The organism is Gemmatimonas sp., from assembly GCF_031426495.1.
Lineage (GTDB): Bacteria > Gemmatimonadota > Gemmatimonadetes > Gemmatimonadales > Gemmatimonadaceae > Gemmatimonas.
In genome coordinates this window covers 17625-42380 of record NZ_JANPLK010000015.1, presented here as the reverse complement: position 1 = coordinate 42380, position 24756 = coordinate 17625, and the positions used below count along the sequence as shown (strand labels likewise).

Sequence of the window (24756 nt, the reverse complement as noted above, 5' to 3'; positions counted from 1 at the left end):
GTCGCGTCAGAACAGCGACGGCTGATCCCCGATCGAGCGCGGGTCCACCGTGGGAAGACCGAGCCGTTCTTGGAGCATCCGTAGGGAGGCAGGACCGTGACCCGCGAAGTGGTTGTTCACGAAGCCGTACACCTCGCGCACCTGCGATTGCAGCACGGGGATCATGCGGCTCCACGCGTCGAGCTCGGCACTGCGGTCCACCTGCAGGCGTGAGTAGTCGACGATGCTCCGGTCAGGTCCCATCCAACGCAGGTAGGCGAAATCTGCCGTCGGCTGTTCGCAGAGTTTGAGCAGCCAGTCGCGGGGAATCCATCGGCCATCGCTCAAGGCGAGCGCGACGCCGTGGCGCTTGAGCAACGCCAACGTGCTCTTGCGGATCCAGGCCGACTGCCTGAACTCCACGGCGAATCGGAGGTCGGCGGGCAGGGCCGGCAGAAAAGCGGCAAAGGCATCGACTTCCGCTGGTGAGAAGTCGGGACCGCACTGGATCAGAATAGGACCGAGGCGCGGTCCCAAATCGCGCAGGCGATCGGTGAACGCGTGCAACACGTCGACCGCGTCGACGAATCGCCGCTCGTGCGTGATTTCCTGCGGCAGCTTGCAGGTGAAGGTGAACTCCGGCGGCGTGCGCGACGCCCACCCCCGCACGGTGCTGGCCGGCGGGATGGCGTAGAACGTGGAGTCGATCTCCACCGCGTCGAAGGCACGTGTGAACGTGCGCAGAAAGTCGACGGCACGGGTGCCTGCTGGATAAAAGGGCCCGACCCACGCCGGATAATTCCATCCTTGCGTGCCCAGCCGCAATCGCGCGCTCATCGGCGCCACCCACCGCGACTCACAGGCATTGCCCACGTGCACTTGGGCCCACGCCATGGCCTCCGGTCCCGCAACCGACACCGCGAAGGGCCTTTGACGTATCGGACATGGTAACACCCGCTGTTCGAAACGATCACTCCAGGAGGAGTCGCCATGTTTCAGCTCGCGCTCGTTGCCATGACTGCCCTGCAGGCCTCCACGATCACGCTCCCCAACGTTCCATCGCCCGCTGCCGCCACGCGTACGGTCGCCGTGGCCGAACCGATTGTCACCAGCCCCGAACATATTGCCCGCGCCCGGCTTGCGCTCGCCAACGGCGAATTCGATGTGGCCCGCCGTGAGTTCGTGACGGCCGCGGCGATCGACCGCGACGAAGGCAAGCTCCCGACCGAGGCGACGTTCGGACTCGCCCACGTGCTGTATGCGCAGTCGTACAACCGAGAGGCCGCCATGGTGCTGGAACGCCTGGCCGCCGACGCGTCGACGGTGGGCGACGTCGACACCGAAGCCAAGGCGCTGCTGGACGCCATGTGGCTTAACGTCGACGCCAAGCAGCGACTGCAGGCGCGCGCCGATGCCTCGCGGTTGCGAGTGCTGCTCCGCGACAAACGCCTCTCGAACGAAACGCGCAAGCTCGTTGCCTCACGCGTGAATTGAGCCACCCGCGCATCACCGATACGTCTCGAAGAACCCGCGTCCGCGGCCGCTGAGTACGCGACCGCGGACGCGGCCTTCGAGCCGCGCCTCTCCCGCCATCTGCACGAACCAGGGCCGGCGCAGTGCGCGCGCCGCGTCGCTGTCGCCCCGCTCCACCAATCCGATCCGAGTATCTGTCGCGACCGCATCGTCCACCGACAACAGGAGCCGCAGCGTGTCAGTACCGCGCACGTCGAACAACTCCGCTGTGGCCGGCACCTTGAGGTTGCCCTTCGCCGTCCGCACCTCGCGCGCATCGTCGTAACGAATCACGCGTGGACGGAAGAGCGCGAGGAATCCTTGCGCATCGGTGACGTACACAAAGAGCGGCGCATTGCCACCCGAGGAGTCTTCGGGTGTGACGCGGCCATACAAGAGCGTGTACTCGCCGGCGCGGGCCGATCCCCACTCCCACGTCACACCGCGCCATCCGCCCCAGTTGTGGTCGTGATACGCCTGCGCGGCGTCGAACTGCTCGCACACGCGGGCCACACACAGGGAGCCCGAGGCATCGGCACGCAACGCGGGCACGGCGTACCCCGAGGTGAAGTCACCACTCACCAGTGTGGCGCCGGGAAAGTCGACACGTGGCGCCGGCGACAACACCAGATCGAGCGTGAGCGGCGTACCGGTACCTTCTTCACGCACGTCGGCCCGCACCGCGTACCGTCCGTCGGGCAGCACACGCACACTGTCGTTGCCGATCGTGAGATTCGCCTCGCGCGTGGAGAAGCGCACGCGCTCCTTCGCGATCGTGCGACTGAACCGGCGTGGCGCTCGACCACGCTCGTGCAGCGTCACGAGCACCTGCCCTCCCCACTCGTCGCCGGTGACATCGCCGCCCACGATGAACGAGATGAATGCCCACCGGTTCGCGTCGGGGGAGATCACGTTGAAGTAGTGCCACTCGCCCCACGAGTTGCGGTTCGCCATGCCTGGTGTCGGCAGGTGGAAATGATCGATATCGTGCCGCAGCTCAGCCGGCGTCGGCGTCATCCAGCGACGATCGCCATCATCATCGTCCCACGCACCGGCCGCCACGGTGGGCAGCGCACCAAGCATGCGCGTGGCCGACGGGATCTCCCCGCTGGCCCGCACCGGATGCTCAACGCCATCGCTGGTGGTGACGTACAACAACTTGCCCTCGAGTTGTGGCGCCGCCACGCTGACTACGTCACCAAGGCGCGGCGCATTGAGCACCTGTCGATGCACGAAGCGCGCGTTGGGCACCGAGAAAAACAGGCCGCCCAGACCACCGGTGGTGAGCACCTCGATGTCGATGCCCTCGGGTAGCACCGTGATCGTTCCCCCGCCGACCAGTCGCTCCTGGGAGGCCTGTCGCACCATTGCTTCGCCGACCGCCAACAGCACGATCATCACCCCCACCCCCACGCCGAAGCCACCGCACAGCAGCAACGCACGCAGCGGCCGCGACGACACCGATCGCCACGCCAGCAGCTGCGCCATGGCCAAGCGGATCGCCCCGGCGCTCGCGCTCACGCACCACTCCGTGCGTGCACGGCCGTATCCGACGCGACCCGACCATCGTGCAAGCGGATCACGCGCTGTGCGGCTTGCGCCACGACCGCATCGTGCGTCACGAACACCAACGTGCGCCCGTCGCGGTGCAGCTGCCCGAACAGCTCCAGCAATCGCACGCCGGTCTCGGCGTCGAGTTCGCCCGTCGGCTCATCCGCCAGTAACAGCGCCGGCTCGTTCGAGAGCGCGCGTGCGATCGCCACGCGCTGCTGCTCGCCGCCCGACAGTTGCGTGGGCCGATGATCGAGCCGGTCGCCCAGACCGACGTACCCCAAGAGTTCACGCGCCCGCGCTTTTCGCGCACGCTTGTCCATGCCCGCTTCGGCCAGCGGAAGCTCGACGTTTTCCGAAGCCGACAGCGTCGGCATCAAATAGAACCGCTGAAATACGAAGCCGATGTGACGCAACCGGAACTCGGTGGCCTCACGATCGGACAGCGCCGCGGTGTCGCGCCCGTTCACGAGCACGCGACCCGTGGTGGGGATGTCTACCGCGCCAAGCAGATGCAACAGCGTACTCTTGCCGCACCCCGACGCCCCCGTGATCGCCGCGAACTCGCCGCGGGCGATCGTGAGATCGATGCCGCGAACCGCCTGCACAATGGCGCTGCCCATGGGATAGCTGCGCACGACGTGCTCGCAGGCGATCACTGGCTCATTCGGCGAACCAGCGGCGGTGCCGGCACGATATTCAGACGCGTTAGCCAATGGCTTCCTCACGCAACGCGCGAGCGATGGGGATGGAGGCGGCGCGCCATGCCGGCAGCAGTCCAGCCAGTGTGCCTGACGTGAGCAGCAAGACCAGCGCGCGCCACCCGGCGTCGGGGCTCCATACGAAAAAGTCGAACGCCGAAGGCAATCCCGGGAAATCCCGCAGAATGCCATTCAGCCATTGCGCCGTGACCAAGCCCAACGCGAGGCCGCCAACGATGCCGGCACTGGTGAGCAGCAGCCCTTCCAGAAACACCTGCTGCAGCACGCCAACGCGTTGCGTGCCGATCGCGCGCAACACCGCGATCTCGCCACGTCGTTCGTTCACCGACAACGTGACCAGCGTGGCGACCAACAAGAAGCCGATACCGAGGCTGATGGCACCGAGCACGAACGCCAACTGCCGGAAGTAGGACAGTCGCTCTTCCACCTGGCGAATGGCGGTTTCCGTGGAAATGGCCGTCACGCGCGGCTGCGTCGTGGCAATCCAGGCGCGTACGGCTTCCACCGACGCCGAGTCATTGCCGCGCGACTCCGCCATGGCGAGCGACATGCGATCACGAAAGCTTGGCCCGAGCAGTTCGCGCAGCAGCGCCAGGTCGAGCGCCATGACCGGTGTCTCTCCGGGTACGTAGATGAAGCGTCCCATGCCGCCAATCACCACGCGACTGGAACGCGCCGCCGTGCGCAGCTGCGCATCCAGCCCCGACGAGATGGTGAGGGTATCACCTACCACGTGTCCCGCGCGGGTGAGGAACGTCTGACTCACGACGATGCGAGGCAGTGCCGAAGGCAGTGCCGAGGGCGACGTGGAATCAGCGCGCGTGATATCGGTGCCGGCTTCGACGGTATAGTCGCCTTGCACCTCGCGCTCGAGCCCCAGTGTAAATGCCGACGGAATCCCGCTGCCGTCGATCGTCAGCGTCGCGCCGAGCGTGGGGCTGACGGCCTTGATATCAGGATTCGCCCGCAACGCGCGCACGATGGCGCCGGCACCGTCGATGGTAGCCTCGCTATCGAAGGGCAGCGTCCCCTTGGGTGACACGCGCAGCTGGTACCCTCGCGTGAGCAGCAGCGATCGGAACGACTCGCTCATGCCCGTGGCCAACATCACCATGTCGAGCAGCAGCGCGGCCGCGACGGCGATGCCGAGCATCGCCAGCGTGGTGCGGGCCGGGTGTCGACGCAGGGTGGCCCAGGCCATCATGAAGCGCATCGCTCAGCGCCCCATGAGCGACAGCGGCGACGACTTCACGAGTCGCCAGCCGGCCGCCGCGCCCGAACCGATGCCCAGAATGAGCGAGAGGCCGGTGGCGAACGCAAAGATCTGCGGCGTGAGGAGCGCGAACACCAACGGTGTGCGATAGAGCTCCTGGAAATGCGTATTCACGAGGAGCGACGCGATCCAGCCGACGCCGGCGCCGAGCACGCTACCGATCAACGACACGATCGCGGCTTCGATCACGATCGCGCGCACCACGGTGGCGCGGGAAATGCCCATCAGGCGCAGGGCCGCGATATCGCGGCGGCGCTCCTCCACGCTCAGCAGCAACAGACAGAGCAGGAACACGGCGCTGGCCACGACGGTGATGATACCGATGGCCGTATGAAAGCGTTCGACCACACGGAAGGTGCGCGAACTCTGCACGGCTACATCACGCGACTTGTGCGAGCGGAACCCGAACGCCACATGGTTGATGCGCGCCAAGGCTGAATCGATGGACTGTCCATCGCGCGTACCGACCGCAAAACGATCGACGCGGTCGTCGAGCTCCATGAGCTGCTGGAGCTGATCGAGGTGCAGTCGCACACGATACTCGCGTCGCGCGACTTCGGCAGGATCGGCTTTTCGTTCGTAGATCGCCGCGATCATGGCGCTGTCTCCCGGTTCTCCGGGCCGCGCCGAGATCCGCACACGCGCCCCGACGGCGAGCCCGAGATCCTCGGCCATACGCGCGTCGATGGCGATGCCGCGTGGCGCCGAGGGTTGCGCAGCGAGCGGCGCGGTGCTGACCACACCCAGCGCGATCGCGACCGCGAGCGAAGGGAACGCCTTCACGGGCGAACGCTCAACGAGCCGACGACTTTCGCGCTTTCGGCTTGGGGGAAGCGGCGGCGACGGGTGTGATGGACGGAAGCGAGCGAGTGGAGCCGGTAGCATCAGCGGAGCGTGGACCAGGAGAGGGCATCGCTTCCACCAATACCTGAGCGGCCAGATTGGGTCCCACCACCGGCTCGTTTTTCCCGATCCGCAACGTGAGCGGCCCATCGAAGGGGGCGCGCGACACCATGGTCACCTCGGCGCCCGGCTGTAACGCGATCTCGGCCAGATAGCGCAACAACGACGGATTCTTGTCGCTCACGCGTAGCATGCGGGCCGTTTCACCCACCGGCAACTCGGCGAGCGTGCGATGCGGCTGCTCGACGACGATGCCGTCCACGGTGGGAATCGGCGCTCCGTGCGGATCGGCCGTCGGGTGCCCGAGCGCAGCCGCCATGCGTTCGATCAGATCGTCCGAGGCGGCGTGCTCGAGGCGCTCGGCTTCGTCGTGCACACGGTCCCACGGATAGCCCAGCACGCCGGTGAGATACGACTCGAGAATGCGATGACGGCGAATCGTGCGCAGCGCGGCCTGGCGTCCCCGCGCCGTCAGCTGCACACCGCGATACGGCACATGATCGAGGTAGCCTTGCGTCGCCAAGCGTCGCACCATCCCGGTCACCGATGCCGGCGCCACATCCAGCGCGTTCGCCACATCACTGGTGGCGGCGGCCCCGAACCGACTTTCGAGCTCGTAGATGGCCTTGAGATAATCCTCGACCGGCTCAGTCAGCGCCGGAGGCGTCGGGGAGTCGGGCAAAGCTGGGTCGGGTGAAAGAGCATCACGCGCGTTCATGTCCAAAGATCAGCGGGAAGCGACGCGAACGGGACCCCCAACAGGACCGCGAACCATCAGCACAGGCACCATGGTCCGGTGGCGAACGCTGTTGGCCGTCGTACCATAGATCACGTCCTGAATGCCTTTATGGCCGTGGGTCGCCATCGCGATGAGGTCGCACTGCTCGCGCTCGGCTGCCGAGACGATCTCGCCTGCCGGATCTCCGCCGGCCAGGATCGACTCGGTCTCGAACCCATCGACACGCAGCGAGGCGCAGCAGGATTCGATGTACTCGCGGTCGAGCCGCATTTCTTCCGATTCGCGCAGCTTGAGCGACAGCTGGTTTCGCGCCGCCCAGCCATCGGCCACGTGAATCAGCACGAGGGACGACGAGCAGAGCTTCGCCAGCTGGCGCACGTGCGCAAGAATGACCTGGTCGTACGCGGAGTGCTCGAGCGGCACGAGGATGCGACGGTACATCAGGTGAGCCACCCGCGAATGGTTTGGAAGAGCAGCCAGAGATTGAGCGAGGCGATGATACCCGCCACGACGTACGCCGCGACGCGCAGTGCGATCGAGTTCACGAACTCCCCCATCTTTTCACGGTCGGAGGTGAACCGCACCAGCGGGAACACCGCAAAGGACAGCTGAAGCGACAGGATGACTTGGCTCAGGATCAGCAGCCTGGCGGTTCCGCTCTCCCCGTAAAGTACCGCCACGATCGCTGCCGGCACGATGGCAATCGCCCGGGTGATCAGCCGGCGCAGCCAAGGACGAATGCGGAGGTTCAGGAAGCCCTCCATCACGATCTGGCCGGCCAGCGTGCCCGTCAGAGTCGAATTCTGTCCCGAGGCCAGAAGGGCGAGGGCGAACACGGCGCTCGCGCCAGCCACACCCAACAGTGGCGTGAGCAGCTTATGGGCGTCCTGAATCTCGGCGACTTCCGTGTTCCCACTCGTATGAAACGTTGCCGCTGCCACGATCAGGATCGCCGCGTTGATGAACAGCGCAAAGCTGAGCGCGATCGTGGAGTCGAGAAACGCGAAGCGCACCGCCTCGCGCTTCCCGGCCGCCGTCTCCTCATATTTTCGCGTCTGCACGATCGACGAATGCAGATAGAGATTGTGCGGCATCACGGTGGCACCGAGGATGCCGATCGCGATGTACAGCATCTCCGGATTCGTGAAGATCTGCGTGGTCGGAATGAATCCACGCGCCACGGCGCCCATGTCCGGCTTCGAGATGAACAGCTCGAACAGGAAGCACCCGCCCACCACTGCGATCAGCGCGATCACGAGCGCCTCGAGCAGGCGGAAGCCCTTGTTCTGCAGATAGAGCACGATCAGTACGTCGACCGCCGTGATCGCGATACCGACCGGCAGCGTGATGCCGAACAGCAGATTGAGCGCGATGGCGGTGCCAATCACTTCTGCCAGATCACAGGCAGCGATCGCAATTTCGCACAGCACCCACAGCGCGAACGCGACGGGCGGTGAGTAGTGATCGCGACACGCCTGAGCGAGATCGCGTCCGGTGACGATGCCAAGCTTCGAGGCGAGCCCTTGCAGGAGTACCGCCATCAGATTCGAGAGCAGGATCACTGAGAGCAGCGTGTAGCCGAAGCGGGATCCGCCGGCGAGATCGGTCGCCCAATTGCCGGGATCCATGTAGCCAACAGCGACCAAATATCCCGGGCCGGCGAACGCCAGCATTTTTCGGAACCAGGTCGCACCGTTCACGTCGACAGAGCGGTGCACCTCGGCCAGCGATGGCGCTAGTCGCGCCCGACGCCAGCCGGGCTCATGCGCAGGTGGCGTGGCAGCGCCAGAGGCGGTCTCAGGAGTGACGATTGGATCAGTATTCGCAGCAGCCATACCCTGAATTTAGGGCCAACTAATTTTATAGACAAGTCAGGCCGAGCGACCGACCTCAATTTGACGTAGCCCTTCGTTCGCCCGAGTACGTCATACGACGTATCCTTTTCCCGACGGCGTAAACACACCATGTACCGGTCACGACCCTCCGCCCCCTGACCGAGTCGCATCATGACCGCCTGGAATCGCCTCGCTATTCGCGCCTTGTCCCTCCGCGTTGCACTTCGCGTCACCGTCGGCGTGAGCCTTAGCCTCGCGGGCACCCCCGCCAGTGTCTGGGCGCAGGCCGGCTCCGACTCGACCGTGGGTCGACGGCGCATCCAGCCGCTCCCGGCGCTCGGATCGGCCCCCGAGACTGGTCTCCAGTTTGGCGTCACCGTGCTCGCCGTGTTCGACCGGCCGGCGCTCGACCACGCCCGCCCCGCCTCGCTGATCGCCACGGCGCTTCGCAGCACTAAGGCGCAGACGCGCATCTCGGCGGAAGGCGAGCACTGGACGCGCCAGAATGCCCGTCGCCTGAACGCCTTGGTGGCCTGGCAGAAATTCCCCCTGCCGTTTTACGGGATCGGCGATGCCACGCCGGAGCGTAACAAGGAGATCTTCACGCCAAAAGGCATCGAGGCGCTTGCCGGCATCCAGCAGCGCGTTCGTGGCAGCTGGTATGCGACGGGCGGCATTCGCCTGCTGGACCAATCGATTACTGCCGACACGATCGGGGTTCTCCGCCAAGGCACACTCACCGGCAGCGACGGTGGTCGACTGGTCGAGCTGTCGGTTGGCGCCTTGCTCGATTCACGCGACAACCTCTTCACACCGCGTCAGGGGACTTTTGCGCAGGTCACCTACACGCATAACGACGACGACCTCGGTTCGCCCTTTCAGTACGATCGAGTGCGCCTCGATGCACGCCACTATCGCGCCCTCACCGGCGCGCACGTGGTGGCCGCGCAGCTGCTGTTGCTGGGCGTCAGCGGCGACGCGCCGTTCGATCAGTTGGCCCTCGTGGGCGGTGGCGACATCATGCGCGGCTATGCACGGGGACGGTACCGCGACCAACGACTGGCCGCCGCTCAGGTCGAGTATCGCACGCCGTTCGCGCATCGCGTGGGTCTTGTGGCCTTTGCCGGCGCAGGTATGGTGGCCAGCGAGTGGGATGCGCTGACCGATGCCCGCCTGCTCCCCACGTACGGCGGCGGTGTTCGGCTCCAGATCGACCCGCAGCAACGCACCGCCGTCCGCGTGGACTTTGGCGTCGGACGCGACAGCTCGAGCGGTCTGTACATCGGATTCAACCAGGCCTTCTGATGCACACCGTCTCGCCATTCCAACTGCCGTTGACCGGACGAGGCACGGAGCTCGACATCCTCGAACGGGCGCGCGCCGAGGCCGGCCGCGGCCGCGCGCAACTGGTGTTGTTGAGCGGTGACGGCGGGGTCGGCAAGACGCGGCTGGTGCAGGAAGCAGCGGCATCAGCGACGGCAGACGGATGGCAGGTCGTGACCGGCCGCGCCTATCCGCTCGAGACGGCGATCCCCTATGCGTTGTTCGGCGACGCCCTCGAGCCGCTGTTCTCCACGCTCGATCCAGCCACGCTCACACGTCTGACACGCGGCGACCGCCGACTCCTCTCGGCGCTCACGCCCCGATTAGTCGCCGAGGCGGACCTCACCCAGATTCGCCTCACCGACAGCGTCACGCTGGCTGAGCAGCGGCTTCGGCTGCATGCGGGCATTCTGCAACTGCTCGGACGTCTCAGCGAACGGCAGCCGTTGATGCTCTGCCTGGAGAATCTCCAGTGGGCCGACAGTTCCTCGATCGAACTGCTGCACTTCGTGAGCCGGCAACTCGGCAAGGAACGCGTGCTGCTGGTGGCGAGCTGGAATGAATCGGACCGTCCGCTCAGCGACGAGCTCCGCCTTGCGCTCCGTTCGCTTCGCGCCGTACGCGTCGTGACCGACCTTCGGCTCACCCCGCTCACCCGCGACGACGTCGCGATGTTGCTGTCCACCGCGTTTCACGTGGAGCGCGAGGACGTCGCACCGTTCGCCACGCTGTTACAGGACACCACGCGCGGGAATCCCTTCTTCGTCGATCAGACGCTGCGCGAACTGGTGTCCCGCGGTGCACTGCGCGAGCAGGGCGGCGTCTGGGTGGGCTGGCACGTAGACCAACTCATGCTGCCGCCCTCCGTGCGCGAGCTGCTGCTCGCCCGCCTTGACCGGCTCAGCGACAACGCGCGGTTGGTGGGCGATGTGATCGCGGTGATCGGTACCACCGCTGCACACGACGTCGTGCGCGCCACCAGCGGGCTCTCCGAAGACGCCCTTCGCCTGGCGCTTGGTGAGCTGCGCGACGAAGGCATCGTGATCGAGCAGGCCGACGGTGCGGCCGTGACGTACGACCTGGCGCATCCGATGATGCGGCAAACGTTGGTCGCGCACGTGGGGCTCGCCCGCGAGCGGGAACTGCACGTGACCATCGCCACTGCCATCGAGTCGGTGGCGGGACGCCGCGCCGACCGTGAGGCCGAAGCAATCGCTGCGCATTGGCGCAAGGCAGACCCGCGAGTGGAGCCCGCCCGCTCCGTGCGTTGGCTGCTCAAAGCCGGACGTCAGGCGCTCGATCGTCTCGCCCGTCGGGAGGCCGCCGTCATGCTGCGGGCCGCGCTCGATCGCATCGACGAGCATCTGCCCGACGAGTACGTCGCCGATGTCCCGATGCTCCTCGACGACCTCGCACGTTTGTATCGACGCCTGGGTGAGTACCACGAAGTGATCGCGATGTGCGCCCGCGCCTCGGCGATGGCCGAGCGCCGTGGCGACCTGCTGGGCGTCGCTATCGCAGAGCGGCGACGTGGACTCGCACAGCAGGGACTCGGCCGTCGCGAAGAGGCCATCCGCCATTTCGACATCGCGCTTGAACACGCCAGCGCGAGCGTGGGGGACAGCGCACAAACGGAAGTGTTGCTGGCGCGCATCCGTCTCGCCAAGGGCGACTGCTTACAGGCGCTCGGTCTCCCCGAAGACGCCAAGCGGGAGATCACGCTGGCGGTGGACATCGCGGAACGGCTCGGCCAGGTGCCGTTGCTGGCTCGCGCGCATCGCATGTTGCTGATGGTGCATCTGTGGTCCGGGCCGGCGCATCGGGCGTGGGCGCACGCACGGAGCGCGGTGGCGCTGGCCGAGCAGAGCGGCGAGCGCAATCTGGCGTGGTCGGCGCATTGGTCAGCGGCGGTGCTGGCCGCACTCACGGCCCACACCAGTGCGCTCGAGACGCATCTCCGGGAGGCCACGCGACTGGCGTCCGAGCTGAACTCGCCGTTACTCGAACTGCGCACGATGGAGATCGTGATCGAGTATCGCGCCGGCACCGGCGAGTGGGATCGCGCGATCATGGACGGCGAGCGCGCCATCGCGATGGCGCGCGCGCTCGATCAGACCACGCTGCTCGCGCGTCTCCTCTACTGGGTGAGCGGCGTGTACTTGCAGCGTGGCGACTTCGCGACGGCCAAGCGGCTCATCGACGACGCATGGGAGGTGTCCGGTGCGGCCGATCTCGACCTCGATCGTCCCTTCGAGGTGCATGGCGTCCTGCCCGCGTGCGTCGCCCGCACATCGTACCTTAGCGCGGTCGGTGAGCAGGCGCAGGCGCTGGCCCTCGGACGGACAGCCATCGCGATTGCGGATCGTACCGGTTATATCGCGTGGGCCGTGTATCGACTGCTGCCAACATTGGCCGAAGCCGCGCTGGCGGTCGGGGACGACAGTACGTTGCGTGCGGTGCGTCGCCGGCTCGAACACGACGCGACACATCTCGCGCACCCTATCGGTGCCGCGTGGGTGCTGGTGATCGATGGCGCGTATGCCCTGCGTGAAGAGCGAACGGCCGACGCCATTCAGCTGTTGCAGCGCGCGGTGGCGACCCTGGAGGCGGTGCCGTACCCCTACGACGCGGCGCGTACACGCCTGCGGCTCGCTGGTGCGCTGCGGCTCTCAGGCGCACTGTCCGAGGCCAAACACGAAGCCTACGAAGCGTTGCAGATGCTCGAACGCCTTGGTGCGCGGCCGGCGGCAGAGGAGGCGCGCACGGTGTTGCGGTCACTGGGCGGAAAGGTGGCTAGTGACCAGCACAGCTCGCGACTGGCCACACTCACCCCACGCGAATTCGACATCGTACGGCTCGTAGCACAGCGCCTCAGCAACAAAGAAATCGGTGCCCGGCTCGGCATCACCGCACGAACGGCCGGCACGCATCTCGCCAACATCTTCGACAAGCTCGACGTGCGCGATCGCACGGCGTTGGGCGATCTTGCTCGCGAGCAGGGCCTTCACCGGGCCACCTAGCCGGTGACTCGGTGTCGCCGCGTCGCCGCCGACTACCAGCCGGCGGCGGTTCCGTCGCGTCGCGGGTCGGCTACGCCGATCCGCTTCCCGTCTTTGCGCACGAACACGGCGTGCACGCCACCGAAGCTGATGTCGCGCACACGGCTGGACGGCGCATACCCTCGCGTAACGAGCGCCTGATAGACGCTGGTGGCGAAGCCCGGCTCCACTTCGACGTCCTTCACGTTCTCGCTGGCGTGAATGCGCGGTGCCGACAGCGCGACGGCTGGATCTTCCCCAAAGGCGAGCATGCGAATCGTGACCTGCATGATCGCCGGCTGGATGTACTGCGAGCCGGCGGCACCGACCACCAGCCGCACCTTCTCACCGTCGAGGATCAGCGTGGGTGACATCGTGGAGTTCGCGTAGCGATTGGTGCCGCGCGTCTTCGCGTCGAAATTGTTGCCCGCCGAGTTCAGGAAGAAGCCGTCGGTGTACACGCCCGAGCCAAACAGCACGCCAACGGTAGTCGTGGCCGAGACCGCGCTGCCGTCGCCGTCGACTACGGCCAGGTGCGACGTAAAACTCTGCCCTTCTTCGACCGTCGCGGTGTCGCGCGGCACGCTGTTGCTGGAGCCCGTGCGCCCTGCCACCGACGCCGGATAGGGATTGAACTTTCCGCAGTTGCCCGGCGACGCGAGCGTATCGAAGGCCCACGGATTGCCCGCCACGGCCGTGTCGGGTAGCGCACCTCCAACGAGTCCCGCGCGCTGCCGCGCGAAGCCGGGATGCACGACGCCGTGGGCGGGTACGCGCTGCACCGCCGGATCACCGCGATAGTCACCCGCGTCGGCGTTCCCAATGCGCATGATGTCGGCGAGCTTCGCGACGGCCGCGCCGTTCTCGGTGAAGGAGCCGGCATCGGCGACGCCCGAGGCGTCGGCCATCTGCAGCATCTCGAGCACCGATGCGCCACCCATTGGAGGCGGCGCGCCTAGCAATGTGTATCCACGCCACATCGAGCACAGCGGACGCATCGACGTCACGAAATACGTATTCATGTCGCGCACGGTGATCAGGCCTCCCTGCGCCTTGACCTTCGCCGACAGACGCTCGGCGATACCGCCGTTGTAGAACACCGTGGCACCTTCGCTCGCAATGCGCTGCAACGTACCCGCGAGTTCCGGCTGGATGAGACGATCACCGGGACGCAACGCCTCGCCGCCGGGCATGAATCGAGCGGCCGCCAGGGAATCGGCCATCAGCTTGTCGCGCGAGGACACGATGGTACGCGCCAGCAGCGGCGACACGATGAAGCCGTCGCGCGCCAACGCGATGGCCGGCGCCATCACCTGCCCGCGCGTGAGCTTGCCCCACTTGGTATGCGCGTCGAGCACGCCGGCCACCATGCCGGGAGTGGCTGCGGCGCGTCCGGGGCGACGGCCGCGCGAGGTATCGGCGCGTGCCCACGCCGCGTCTTCTCCCGCCCGCGGATAGAACGACAGATGCTCGACCGTCTTGGTCTTCGCGTTGAAGAAGGTCATGGCGCCACCACCGCCAAGTCCCGTTTGCGATACGTCGGTCACGGAGAGCGCGAAGGCCGTCGCCGCGAACGCGTCGACGGCATTACCGCCCTGCGCGAGCATCGCCGCTCCCGCAGCAGCAGCATCGGGATGCGAAGCGGCCACCATGCCGCGGTCGCTCTCGACGCGCTTGCCCGACATCGGCGCGACCGCCGTGGCCGAGGGGCGCATGCAGCCGAATGCCATGCTCGCCGAGAAAAGCAGGGCCATCGTGGCCGCAGGACGAGCGGAGCGGAGGAACGCAAAACACGTCGGCAACGTCATGCCCTCGGGTGTGGTTCGGGGAGGTACGGTCGTGGTGCTGATGGTGGTGCTGATGGTGGTGCCGACGGTGGTGCTGATGGTGGTGCTATGGACCGACGAGCGCGAGGAGTTGGCGCACGATGCGCTCGGTTAGCCCCCACACGATGTGCTGCTCCACGCGAAACGCCGGAAACGTGGCACGATTGCCGTTGATCTCCACGACGTATTCGGCCTTCGAGCGTTCATGCTGCAGCCGCGACAGCGGAACCCAGAAGGTGGCTGCGACTTCCTCGCTGGGCGTGAAGGTCACGTCGGGCTCGACGATCGCCACAAAGGGACGGACGATGATGGGCGGCAGCGATCGATTGCGCGGCGCCAGATCATCGAGGCGTCCCAGCATGCGTCCCTGGGTGAGATCGAGCGCGAGCTCTTCCTGCGTTTCGCGTACGGCGGTCATCTCGAGAGAAGCGTCACCGGGTTCGAGGCGGCCGCCGGGGAACGCCATGTGCCCGCTCCACGGATCGCGCTCGAGCTCCGCGCGCTTGATGAACAACAGCTGCGGCTCCTCATCGACCACGCGCAATACAGCCGACACCGCAGCGAGCCGTGACTCGGCCAGCGGTGACGCATCGACCGGGACACGGCTCGCCAGACGCCTCGCGAGCCGTGATACGTCGGCGTGCTGCAGTGCGCGCTGCAAGAGTTGGTCGCGCGCTGAGTCGCTCAGTCGGCCACCGCGCCACCGGAGGCGACCCAATCGCGGAATCCACCAGCCAGCGACGCGACATTCGTGTAGCCCATCTCCTGCAACGTGCGGGCAGAGAGTGCCGAGCGATTGCCGCTGGCGCACATGAGGACCACCTGCGCGTCGCGAGGCACGCGTGATTCGATCTGGCTCTCGAGCACACCGCGGCCGATGTACTGCGCCGGCGCCGCATGTCCGAGGTTCCACTCGTTTTGCTCACGGATGTCGATGAGCACCACCGGTTCCCCGGCCGCCAGACGATCCTGCACTTCACTCGTCGTGACTTCCGAGATGCTCGCCTTTGCTTCGGCGATGAGTTGCTGCGCGGTCTTCATATGCGTACTCGTGTAGTAAGTCAGTGAAAGCGCGAAACAGCAGAGGTGTGAACGGACAGCGTACGCGCGTCGGCATCCAACGTCGCGATCGCGCCGAACGGCACCGTCCACTGGTCTGCAATATGTCCAACCGGAATGCCTTGCAGCGTCGGCACCTGTAACGCGTTGGCCAGCTCGGTCACGATCGCGTCGATGGTGCGCGTGCCGTCTTCGGTGGTGTCAGGACAATCGGTGCAGTGCCCGAACGCCACGCCAACACAGCCTTCGAACGCGCCAGCCAGCCGCAGCTGCGTGAGCATGCGATCAAGACGATAGGTGGCCTCACCGATATCTTCCAGCACCACGATCGCGGCGCGACCATCGACCGCCCACGGCGTCCCGCACAGCGACGACACCAGCGCCAGATTGCCGCCGACCAGTCGTCCGGTCGCGCGACCACCGTGCACCACGCGCGCATCGGGCGCCTCGCCGCAGCTATCGGTGCCGTCGCGCAGCGCGCGCACCAGAGAATCGCGCGAAAACGCCGACAGCGACGCGCGCGCGGTGGGACCGTGATAGCTCACGAGCCCGGCGCGTTGCCACGCGGCATGGAGCGCCGTGATGTCGGAATAGCCGATCAACCCCTTCGGGTGACGCTGAAGCAGGTCCACGGAAATCCGCGGCAGCAGGCGCGCGGCGCCGTAGCCGCCCCGAAGGCACCAGATCCCGTCAATGCGGTCGTCCTGCAGCGCGTCGAGGAGATCATCCCCGCGTTGCGCGTCGTCACCCGCGAAGTAGCCGGTTCGCCGAAGCGCGTGCTGACCGACCTGCACCTCCCACCCCAGCGACTCGGCCGTCGCGACGGCGCGCTCGAGCTCATGAGGGCCCTGCAGCGGTCCGGAGGGCGAGATCATCGCGATCCGGGCACCGGCGGTCAGCAGCGGCGGCACTCGCAGCGAGCGCGCCGTGTGCGCGTCGCGAGGATCACCCTCGGAAAGATCGAAAGTACCAGCAGCCGCGACCATGTCTGAACGTATCGGTCCTGACTCGGGGGAGCAACGGAATTGCCCCGACTCGTCACGATGGGCGGCTGGCGGTGCCGCTTACCGAGCCGGGCTGCGAGTTTGAGAGGATTATGCTGAGCTTTTTCCCGGGTCTGTCGCCGATCTCACTGTTGGGCGCCGCGTCGGCGGCCATCGCTGCCACACCGTGGGTGGCCGCTCCCTTCGTGCTGGCGGCCCGCCTCCGCACGACCCCGAGCCTCGACGACATCGACGTGCCGGCGCTCACCACCGCACCGACGCCGCGGGTCAGTATCGTGCTCCCCGCGCGCAACGAGGCGGTCCATATCGCGGCCTGCATCCGCAGCATCCGCGCGTCGACCTGGCCCGACCTCGAGCTCATCGTGGTCGATGATCACTCCACCGATGGCACGGGCGTGCTCGCGCGTGAGGCGGCGGCCGACGACCGCAGAGTGAAGATCGTGAACGCCCCCGATTTGCCGGCCGGCTGGTTCGGGAAGCAGTGGGCCTGTCAGTCAGGTGCGGCTCACGCCACGGGATCGCTGTTGCTCTTCACCGATGCCGATACGCGTCACGCGCCCGAGCTCGTAGGACGTATGGTTCGTATGCGCGAGCGCCGCGGAGCCGAGTTGCTGTCGGTGGCGGGACATCAGGAGATGGGCACCGTGTGGGAGCGGGCCGTGCAGCCGTCGGTGTTCACGCTCATACTCACGCGGTACGGTGGGGCGGAGGCCATGGAGCGAGCGACCAATCGGCGCGATGTCGTTGCCAACGGACAGTGCTTCATGCTGTCGCGACACGTCTACGATGCGATCGGCGGCCATGAGCCGGTACGCGGATTCGTGGCGGAAGACGTGATGATGGCGCAGACCATTCAGGCGCGTGGCGATCGCGTGTCGCTGGCGCTTGGCATCGATCAGTTGAGCACCCGCATGTACGATGGTCTGGGCAGCCTCATGAAAGGCTGGGGCAAGAACATGTACGCTGGCGGCCGACACGCCATGTGGTGGGGCGCGGTGGGACAGCGGCTCTACCCGCTCTTCCTGCTGTCGTTTCCGCTGGGGGTGCTGATGCCGTTCGTGGTGCTCATGTGGTGTGTGCTCGCGGTGGCCACGGGCGCCACCGTGAGTGCCGCCCTGCTGCTGTGGAGCGGCGCGAGCAGCGCAGCGGTGCTCATGTCATTCGCCGCCGCGAACCGGATCAACGGCGACCCGATGCGCCGCGCGTTGCTCGCACCGCTGGGCGGGGCGATCGTGCTGGGGATCTGCGTCAGTGCGATCGCGCGCGGCAACAACGTGCGCTGGAAAGACCGCGGCTACGTGTCGCAGTAGCGCGTTACTGCGTGAGCCGGTCGGCGCGCTCGATGTAGTCCCCACGCAACCGTTGTGTGATCGCGCCGGGAGCGCCGGTGCGCACGGTGTCGTGATCGATCGTGGTGACCGGCAGGATGAAGCTGGTGGCGCTGCTCATGAAGCACTCATCGGCCGCCTTCGCCTGCGCCACTGTGAAGGCCCGCTCGCGTACCGGCACGCCGGCCGCGTCGGCGAGTTCAAGCACGACATCGCGCGTGATGCCGGCCAGGATGTCGCTCGAGAGCGGTCGCGTCTGCACGACGCCATCGTTCACGATCCACAGGTTGCTGGAGCCGCCTTCGGTCACGAGGCCGTCCTCGTGCATCATCGCTTCGAAGGCCCCACCGGCACGCGCGGCCTGCTTGGCGAGCACCTGCGCCAGCATGCTGGTACTCTTGATGTCACAGCGGTTCCAACGCATGTCCGGCACCGTGAGTAGCCGCACCCCCGACGCATTCGGATCGGCGCGCAGCGCCTTCGGTCGCGCGTACGAGAACATGGTTGGCGTCACGTGTGCCGGGAACGGGAAATCACGCTCGGCCACGCCACGCGTGACTTGTAGGTACACCAGCCCTTCGTCAACGCCGTTGTCGCTGGCGAGCTGCTGCATCACGCCCAACCACGCAGCGGCCGGCTGTGTGTTGGGGATGCCGATCGCCGACAAGGAGCGTGTGAGTCGCACGAGATGCCGGTCGGCGTCGAGCAGTGTGCCATTCAACACGGCCGCGACTTCGTACACGCCGTCGCCGAACAGCAGGCCGCGATCGAAAATGGAGACCTGCGCATCCTGTTCCGCGACGAAGGATCCGTTGAGCCAGCAGACGGGCATGGGGAAACGTGCGATGAGGGAGGAAGAGCACCGCGAGAAACCGTAGGTTGTACAGCAGACTCGGAGTACGGCAGAGGCTCCGGTTAAGATACTCCATACGGCACTGCGCTGCGAAGGCACCGCCTGCGCACTTCGGGTGACACACGTTCGCGTGACCGCTCCCACTATGGCCGCGTGCTCACACTACGCGCCGCCGCCCAACTGCTTGCGCAGGCCGACTCCCGCGAGTCGCTGCGCCCGATCGCCCAGGCTCTGGGCTTCACCGCGACACCCACCGCGCTTGACGCCGATGGGCGCGAGCGATTGCACATCGACACGCTCACGAACAGCGCGGCTGTGGTGCGCGGCGTGGGCACGTTACGATTGTTGTGCGCCGAACTGGCGCATCCCACGGACCTCGCCGGCGCTACCGATCCGCGCGAACTTACGAAGCGGCTCGCGGCCACGATGCTGCATCAGTCGCCCGCGCGACACTGGTGCCTCATTACGCTCGACGCGCGCCAGCGCACTCTGTGCATCGCCACGGTGTGCGCGCACAGCGGCGGTCCGCGCGTAGCCGCGCTCCGGATCGATCGCACGCGCGTGGTCGACTCCGATGCGGACACCCTGCGCACGCTCGCCGCCGTGTCGGAACAGGATGCCTTGCTGCGCCACGCACGATTCACCGATATCCTGCGCCGCGAAGCGCTCTCGAATCGTTTTTACGGCATTCTGGAGCGTGCGGTCTCCTCGCTAGCCACCGACGCGTCCGGTCCGGCGGCGCCGACCGCGCTTCCCACCGAACGACGCGAGCTCGCCCTGCTCTGCACCAGCCGCTGTCTCTTCCTGGCGTTCCTGGAAGCCAAAGGCTGGCTCGATCACCGTCTCGATTTTCTGCTGCATCATACCACGGCCCAGCTCGAGGCCGGCGGTCAGCTGCATCAGCGACTGCTGCGCCCGCTGTTCTTCGGCACGCTGAACACGCCGCGCCGCGATCGTGCCCCCGCCGCCCGTCGCTTCGGCGCTGTGCCGTTCTTGAATGGCGGTCTGTTCGCCCCGACGCCGCTCGAGAAGCGTCATCGCACGCTGCGCTTCAGCGACGACGCCATCGCCCATCTCGTGGGATCGGTGCTCGACCGGCATCGCTTCACGGCGCACGAAGATTCCGCCAGTTGGTCGGAAGCAGCGGTCGACCCCGAGATGCTCGGGCGCGCGTTCGAATCACTCATGGCCACCGACGAACGTCGACGGTCCGGCTCGTTCTACACTCCACCCGCCCTCGTCGATCAGGTCGTCCGCGACGCCCTGTACTCGGCACTTCCAGATCTCCCCGCCGATGCGCTCGACGACACCAACACCCCCCTGCGGCTCTCTCCGGCGACCACCGATGCCCTGCATCACCTGCGCATTCTCGACCCGGCCTGCGGATCGGGTGCATTCCTGGTGCACACGCTCGAACGCCTCAGCACTCTTCACCGACGCACACGACTCGCCACGGGCGCGCCCTCGGCGACCGACGCGCATCGCATCCGACGACAGATCCTCACGCACTGCATCTTCGGCGTCGATCGCAATCCAGTCGCCGTCTGGCTGTGCGAACTGCGTCTCTGGTTGTCCGTGGTCATCGAATGCGCGGAATCCGACATCACCCGCGTGCCGCCGCTACCCAACCTGGATCATCACATCCGCGTGGGTGACTCCCTTGCTGGCGGCAACTTCCGCTTTGCTCCGCCCAGCGCCCACGCGCTGACGGCACTGCGTGAGCGCTACACACGTGCCAGCGGCCCACGCAAGCAGTCCATCGCGCTCGCCCTGCAGCGGGAGGAGCGGCAGCGCGCGATGGCCGCGCTCTCCACACAACGCGACGGGCTCCGGGCTGAACGCGCCGCGCTCCTCAGGACACTCCGAGCGCGCGACCTCTTCGGACACCGTCGCACGCCCACGCGCAACGACCACGCCAGACTCGACGCCCTCCGTGCACAGTGCCGCGAGCTCTCGTCGGCCCGCGCCAAGCTCGCCGACGGCGGCGCGCTCCCCTTTCGATTTGTCACCTACTTCGCCGACGTGGCGGCCGTCGGCGGCTTCGATGTGATCATTGGGAATCCGCCCTGGGTGCGACCGCACGCGCTCGCCCCACGCGATCGCGAACAGCTGCGCCGCGAGTTCCGCAGCATGCGCGCCGCGACCTGGCACGTCGGTGCCGCCCGCGCCGGTGCTGGCGTCGGCTTCGCCTCGCAACCCGATCTCTCCGTCGCCTTCATCGAACGCAGCCTCGAACTGCTCGCGCCCGGCGCGACGCTCGCACTGCTCGTGCCCGCTAAACTCTGGCGCACCCTGTCGGGCGGCGGCATTCGCCGCGCGATCACGCAGGTCGCGACCGTCCGCACGATTCGCGATTGGAGCGACGCCCCGGCGCTGTTCGACGCCGCGACGTATCCGTCGCTCCTGGTCGCCTGCAAACATCCGCGTCCCGACATCGCCCGCACCGACCTCACAGGCGTCGCGACCTGCGACATCGACGTTTCCGTGAGCACCGCACACGGCGAGCGCCACTTTCCGATTCCAACATCGCGCCTCGCCCTCGACGGCGATGCCGCCGCGCCGTGGATCCTGCTTCCGCCACCCGCACACGCCGCTTTCGAACGGCTCCGCACGGCCGGCCCGGCCTTGGGCGACTCGCCCATCGGACGTCCACTGCTGGGTGTGAAGTGCGGCTGCAACGCCGCCTTTCTCGTACACGCGCAGGAGCACGACGATGATTCGGCCACAGTCGTCGCCTCCGACAATCCCGCCCCGGGCAAGACGTCGGTGTCACGGTCAGCCGTCATCGAACGCCGACTGCTGCGCCCCGCGCTGCGTGGTGAAGGCATCACGACGCGGTTAGCGGCTGGCAGCGTGGCGCCTGCCGCTGACGAACTCCGCATCCTGTGGACACACGGCACCGATGGCCTTCCGCTGCGCACCCTGCCACCCGCGACTACGCGATGGCTCGCGCACTGGCGGCCCCGACTCGAAAGTCGACGCGATGCCCGCGCCCGCATGCCGTGGTGGACGCTCTTTCGGACCGAAGCCGCGCGCGCCGATACGCCGCGCGTGGTGTGGGCCGATATCGGCAAACGACTGCGCACGCGGGTGCTCGATGCTGGCGATCCCACGGTACCGCTCAACAGCTGCTACGTGGTCCGCACGACCTCGATCGACGATGCCTACGCGCTCGATGCCTTGCTCAACTCCACCATTGCGGCCGCGTGGCTCGATGTCCTCGCTGAACCGGCCCGCGGCGGCTTTCGGCGCTTCCTTGGCTGGACGGTGGCCACACTACCGGTCCCGCACGACTGGCTCCGCGCCCGCACCCTGCTCGCTCCCATCGGCCAGCGTCTCGCCCGTCTTGAGATGGTGACCACACCGGAACACGACGAGGCGGTCGCTGATGCCTACGACGTGCCGTTGCGTCAACTCACCCCATTACTCGAGTGGTACACGCCATGACGTGGTCCCTCCACAGTGCGCGCCACGTGCAGGCCCGACTCGCCGGCGCGCTCATTCCCCCCCTGCCGTTGGCGGAGTTGGGTGACATCACCCTGCTGCCGCACCAGCGTGATGCCGTGGCCCGCATTCAGCGTGCCATCCGCCTGCACCACGGCGCGCTGTTGGCCGACGACGTGGGACTTGGCAAGACGTATACCGCGCTCGCCGTGGCCCGTTCGTACACACAGGTACACGTGATCGCGCCAGCGGCGCTGCAGGCCATGTGGCGCACGGCTATCACGCACGCGCAACTGCCGCACATCCGCTTGCATTCCGTGCACGGATTTTCCCGGCCGCACCACGCATCCCGCGCCGCCCTCGCCGACGAGGCGTATCCGGGCGTCGTGCGGGAGCGCGCGCCGCAGCGCACGCTCGTCATCATCGACGAAGCGCACTACCTGCGCACCCGCCGGACCGCGCGCTATGCCGCCATCGCCCGCTTCGTGTCCGGTTGCGACACCTTGTTGCTGTCCGCGACGCCATTGCACAACCGGGCGGCTGAGCTGCGAAATCTGCTGGCGCTCTTTCTGGGATCGCGCGCTGATCTCCTGTCGGATACGATGCTCGCCCAGGTGGTGATCCGCCGATCAAACACGAACACGAGCGCGGGAGCGCGGACGGGGCCGCCGGCAGCGGCCGAGACACCGACCGCCAGCCGGCCGCCGGTGCTGCAGCACGCGCCGCTGCCGATGCCACACGATCGCGCCACACTCACCCACATTCTCGCGCTCCCGGCTCCACTCCCGGCGCATGATGGCGCCGTGGCCGGCGCGCTCATTCGACTGGGATTGCTGCGTGCCTGGTGTTCCAGCGACGCCGCCCTCGCGCACGCGTTGCGCCAGCGGCGCTTGCGCGGCGACGCGTTACTCCAGGCACTGCGCTCCGGTCGGCATCCCACGCAAACGGAGTTGCGCAGTTGGTTGGTGGGCGATCACGAAGTACAGCTCGCCTTCCCCGAACTGATGGCGCAGCATGAAGTGGAGAGCGCACCGTTGATCGAGCGGGTCGAGGCGCATCTCGAGGCGCTCGCGACGCTCGCTGAACACCACGAGCAGACCGCGCGCGCAGACGGGGCCCGCGCCGATGCGCTACGTGCGTTGCTTCAGGCGCACCCCGACACGCCGATTATCGCCTTCTCACAATTCGCCCACACCATCGGCGCGCTGCATCGCGCCCTGTCGGACATCGCCGGCGTCGGTCTGCTCTCGAGCAAACACGCGCGCATTGCCAGTGGCCGGATCAGCCGCCGTGAGGTCCTCGCGCGCTTTGCGCCGCTCGCGCAGGAACGTCCGCCACCGCCGGCACATCAAGCCATCCGCCTGCTGCTCGCCACCGACCTGCTGGCCGAGGGCGTGAATTTGCAGGATGCCGGTGTGGTCGTACATCTCGATCTGCCGTGGACCGACGCGCTGCGCGAGCAGCGCGTGGGACGCTGCGCGCGCATCGGCTCACCGCACCGCGCCGTGCACGTCTATAGCTTCGCGCCGCATCCGGAGGGTGACCGCGCACTCCGCCTGCAGCGCCGGATCGCCGCCAAGGCGGCGTTGTCCAGACGCTTTGCCGGGGGCGACGCGATTCACTCGTCTCGACAACGCCCGCGAAGCGTCGGACGAGAAAGCGCGGCCGAGGCGGCATCGCGGTTGCACGCGCGATTGCAGCGGTGGGCCGACGCCGTCGCGGTCGCTGCGCCGTCGCGCGCAACGGTCGTTGCCGCCCTGCGGTCTGCCCAAGAATCCGCGTGGATCGCGCTGGTCGATCATCAGGGACAGTCACGCCTGCTCTGCTCGCACGCGTTCCACGCCACGGGTCGTCGGCGCGTGGTGAGCGCACGCGTGCGTTCCCTGCTACGCGCCGTGGCGATCGCCGATGACAGCAGTGCCGCCACGCTGTTACGCGTCGGACTGGAGCCAGCGGTTCGTCGAGCGTTGCGCGATATCCACCGCTGGTGCGGGCGCGCGACGGCACGCGCCGAGGTCGGCCCTGGCGATCACGCACTGGCGCCGCTCGCCCAGCGCGCCGCCCGACACCTCGCCCAACTGGTGCAGCGCTGCGGGCCGATCGAGCGCGCGGCGTTGCGGGGGGCGATCGCCGATGCCGAACGGGTCGTGGGATCGGCGCGCGGATCGGGCGCCGAGGACGCGATGGCGCGCTGGTGTGCGCAGGGCGAGTCCGCGTCGCGATGGGGGCCGAGGGTATGGTTGACGGCGTGGCAGCAGGAGCCGGTGCTGGCCGCCTTCGCCCGCGACCGCCCTCGTGTGCCGGAGGTCGCGCCAAGGGCAACGATTCGCGTCCGTGCGCTGCTGCTGATCGGTCCTTACGCTTGAT

20 protein-coding genes are annotated in these 24756 nt (G+C 67.3%); 7 read left to right on the top strand and 13 right to left on the bottom strand.

Features of this window, described 5'->3' with window-relative positions; translation table 11 throughout:
* Positions 1-6: 6 nt before the first annotated feature.
* On the bottom strand, positions 7-873 hold the full coding sequence (locus RMP10_RS04920) for a DUF72 domain-containing protein (RefSeq protein WP_310569291.1): 867 nt from the start codon (positions 871-873) through the stop codon (positions 7-9).
* A gap of 96 nt (positions 874-969) precedes the next feature.
* Here RMP10_RS04920 and RMP10_RS04915 point away from each other — a divergent pair, with 96 nt between their 5' ends.
* Positions 970-1473 carry a hypothetical protein gene (locus tag RMP10_RS04915; protein ID WP_310569290.1) on the top strand — a complete coding sequence of 168 codons (504 nt, stop codon included), beginning with the start codon at positions 970-972 and terminating at the stop codon, positions 1471-1473.
* Between the two features lie 12 nt (positions 1474-1485).
* Here the strand turns inward: RMP10_RS04915 and RMP10_RS04910 are convergent, their stop codons facing one another.
* From RMP10_RS04910 to RMP10_RS04880, 7 genes are read right to left on the bottom strand one after another with little or no spacing between them, the layout of a single operon-like run.
* Positions 1486-3012 carry a hypothetical protein gene (locus RMP10_RS04910; protein WP_310569289.1) on the bottom strand — a complete coding sequence of 509 codons (1527 nt, stop codon included), beginning with the start codon at positions 3010-3012 and terminating at the stop codon, positions 1486-1488.
* Entirely contained in the window at positions 3009-3758 is a 750-nt protein-coding gene (locus tag RMP10_RS04905) for an ABC transporter ATP-binding protein (protein WP_310569288.1), read from the bottom strand. The genes RMP10_RS04910 and RMP10_RS04905 overlap by 4 nt, the downstream gene beginning before the upstream one ends.
* Positions 3751-4968 carry an FtsX-like permease family protein gene (locus tag RMP10_RS04900; protein WP_310569287.1) on the bottom strand — a complete coding sequence of 406 codons (1218 nt, stop codon included), beginning with the start codon at positions 4966-4968 and terminating at the stop codon, positions 3751-3753. The genes RMP10_RS04905 and RMP10_RS04900 overlap by 8 nt, the downstream gene beginning before the upstream one ends.
* Positions 4969-4980: 12 nt before the next feature.
* Complete coding sequence (locus RMP10_RS04895) at positions 4981-5820, bottom strand: ABC transporter permease (protein ID WP_310569286.1); 840 nt, start codon at positions 5818-5820, stop codon at positions 4981-4983.
* Between the two features lie 10 nt (positions 5821-5830).
* Positions 5831-6622 carry a metal-dependent transcriptional regulator gene (locus RMP10_RS04890; protein WP_310569285.1) on the bottom strand — a complete coding sequence of 264 codons (792 nt, stop codon included), beginning with the start codon at positions 6620-6622 and terminating at the stop codon, positions 5831-5833.
* A 45-nt stretch (positions 6623-6667) separates the two neighbouring features.
* Positions 6668-7120, bottom strand: coding sequence for a universal stress protein (locus RMP10_RS04885; protein ID WP_309671346.1), 453 nt, complete (start codon positions 7118-7120; stop codon positions 6668-6670).
* Positions 7120-8514: an Nramp family divalent metal transporter gene (locus tag RMP10_RS04880; protein WP_309671347.1), complete on the bottom strand. Its 1395-nt coding sequence runs from the start codon at positions 8512-8514 to the stop codon at positions 7120-7122. The genes RMP10_RS04885 and RMP10_RS04880 overlap by 1 nt, the downstream gene beginning before the upstream one ends.
* Positions 8515-8685: 171 nt before the next feature.
* On the opposite strand from RMP10_RS04880, the gene RMP10_RS04875 reads away from it, so the two are divergent.
* Both RMP10_RS04875 and RMP10_RS04870 read left to right on the top strand, forming a co-directional pair.
* Entirely contained in the window at positions 8686-9819 is a 1134-nt protein-coding gene (locus tag RMP10_RS04875) for a BamA/TamA family outer membrane protein (protein WP_310569284.1), read from the top strand.
* Positions 9819-12857, top strand: a complete 3039-nt coding sequence (locus RMP10_RS04870) for an AAA family ATPase (RefSeq protein ID WP_310569283.1) — start codon at positions 9819-9821, stop codon at positions 12855-12857. The genes RMP10_RS04875 and RMP10_RS04870 overlap by 1 nt, the downstream gene beginning before the upstream one ends.
* 32 nt (positions 12858-12889) lie before the next feature.
* Here RMP10_RS04870 and RMP10_RS04865 read toward each other — a convergent pair whose 3' ends face one another.
* A complete protein-coding gene (locus RMP10_RS04865) occupies positions 12890-14527 on the bottom strand; it encodes a gamma-glutamyltransferase (RefSeq protein ID WP_310569282.1) in 1638 nt (545 codons plus the stop codon).
* On the opposite strand from RMP10_RS04865, the gene RMP10_RS04860 reads away from it, so the two are divergent.
* A complete protein-coding gene (locus RMP10_RS04860; protein WP_310569281.1) occupies positions 14526-14816 on the top strand; it encodes a hypothetical protein in 291 nt (96 codons plus the stop codon). The two genes, RMP10_RS04865 and RMP10_RS04860, sit on opposite strands and share 2 nt — an antisense overlap.
* Here RMP10_RS04860 and RMP10_RS04855 read toward each other — a convergent pair.
* The 3 genes from RMP10_RS04855 to RMP10_RS04845 are packed head-to-tail and all read right to left on the bottom strand — an operon-like array spanning position 14769 to position 16746.
* Positions 14769-15419: a CoA pyrophosphatase gene (locus tag RMP10_RS04855; protein ID WP_310569280.1), complete on the bottom strand. Its 651-nt coding sequence runs from the start codon at positions 15417-15419 to the stop codon at positions 14769-14771. The two genes, RMP10_RS04860 and RMP10_RS04855, sit on opposite strands and share 48 nt — an antisense overlap.
* Positions 15386-15742 carry a rhodanese-like domain-containing protein gene (locus RMP10_RS04850; RefSeq protein WP_310569279.1) on the bottom strand — a complete coding sequence of 119 codons (357 nt, stop codon included), beginning with the start codon at positions 15740-15742 and terminating at the stop codon, positions 15386-15388. Before RMP10_RS04850 ends, RMP10_RS04855 begins: the two co-directional genes overlap by 34 nt.
* A gap of 20 nt (positions 15743-15762) precedes the next feature.
* The gene (locus RMP10_RS04845; protein WP_310569278.1) at positions 15763-16746 is read right to left on the bottom strand and encodes an LD-carboxypeptidase; all 984 of its coding nucleotides are present in this window, start codon (positions 16744-16746) and stop codon (positions 15763-15765) included.
* Positions 16747-16856: 110 nt separating this feature from the next.
* Between RMP10_RS04845 and RMP10_RS04840 the strand changes: the two genes are divergently transcribed.
* Entirely contained in the window at positions 16857-18074 is a 1218-nt protein-coding gene (locus RMP10_RS04840; RefSeq protein ID WP_310569277.1) for a glycosyltransferase family 2 protein, read from the top strand.
* A gap of 4 nt (positions 18075-18078) precedes the next feature.
* On the opposite strand, the gene RMP10_RS04835 is transcribed toward RMP10_RS04840, so the two are convergent.
* The gene (locus tag RMP10_RS04835) at positions 18079-18924 is read right to left on the bottom strand and encodes a D-amino acid aminotransferase (RefSeq protein WP_310569276.1); all 846 of its coding nucleotides are present in this window, start codon (positions 18922-18924) and stop codon (positions 18079-18081) included.
* Positions 18925-19098: 174 nt separating this feature from the next.
* Between RMP10_RS04835 and RMP10_RS04830 the strand changes: the two genes are divergently transcribed.
* Positions 19099-22392 (top strand): N-6 DNA methylase, encoded by a 3294-nt coding sequence (locus RMP10_RS04830; RefSeq protein ID WP_310569275.1) that lies wholly within the window; start codon positions 19099-19101, stop codon positions 22390-22392.
* Positions 22389-24755: a DEAD/DEAH box helicase gene (locus RMP10_RS04825; RefSeq protein WP_310569274.1), complete on the top strand. Its 2367-nt coding sequence runs from the start codon at positions 22389-22391 to the stop codon at positions 24753-24755. The genes RMP10_RS04830 and RMP10_RS04825 overlap by 4 nt, the downstream gene beginning before the upstream one ends.
* The last annotated feature ends 1 nt before the right edge of the window (position 24756 follow it).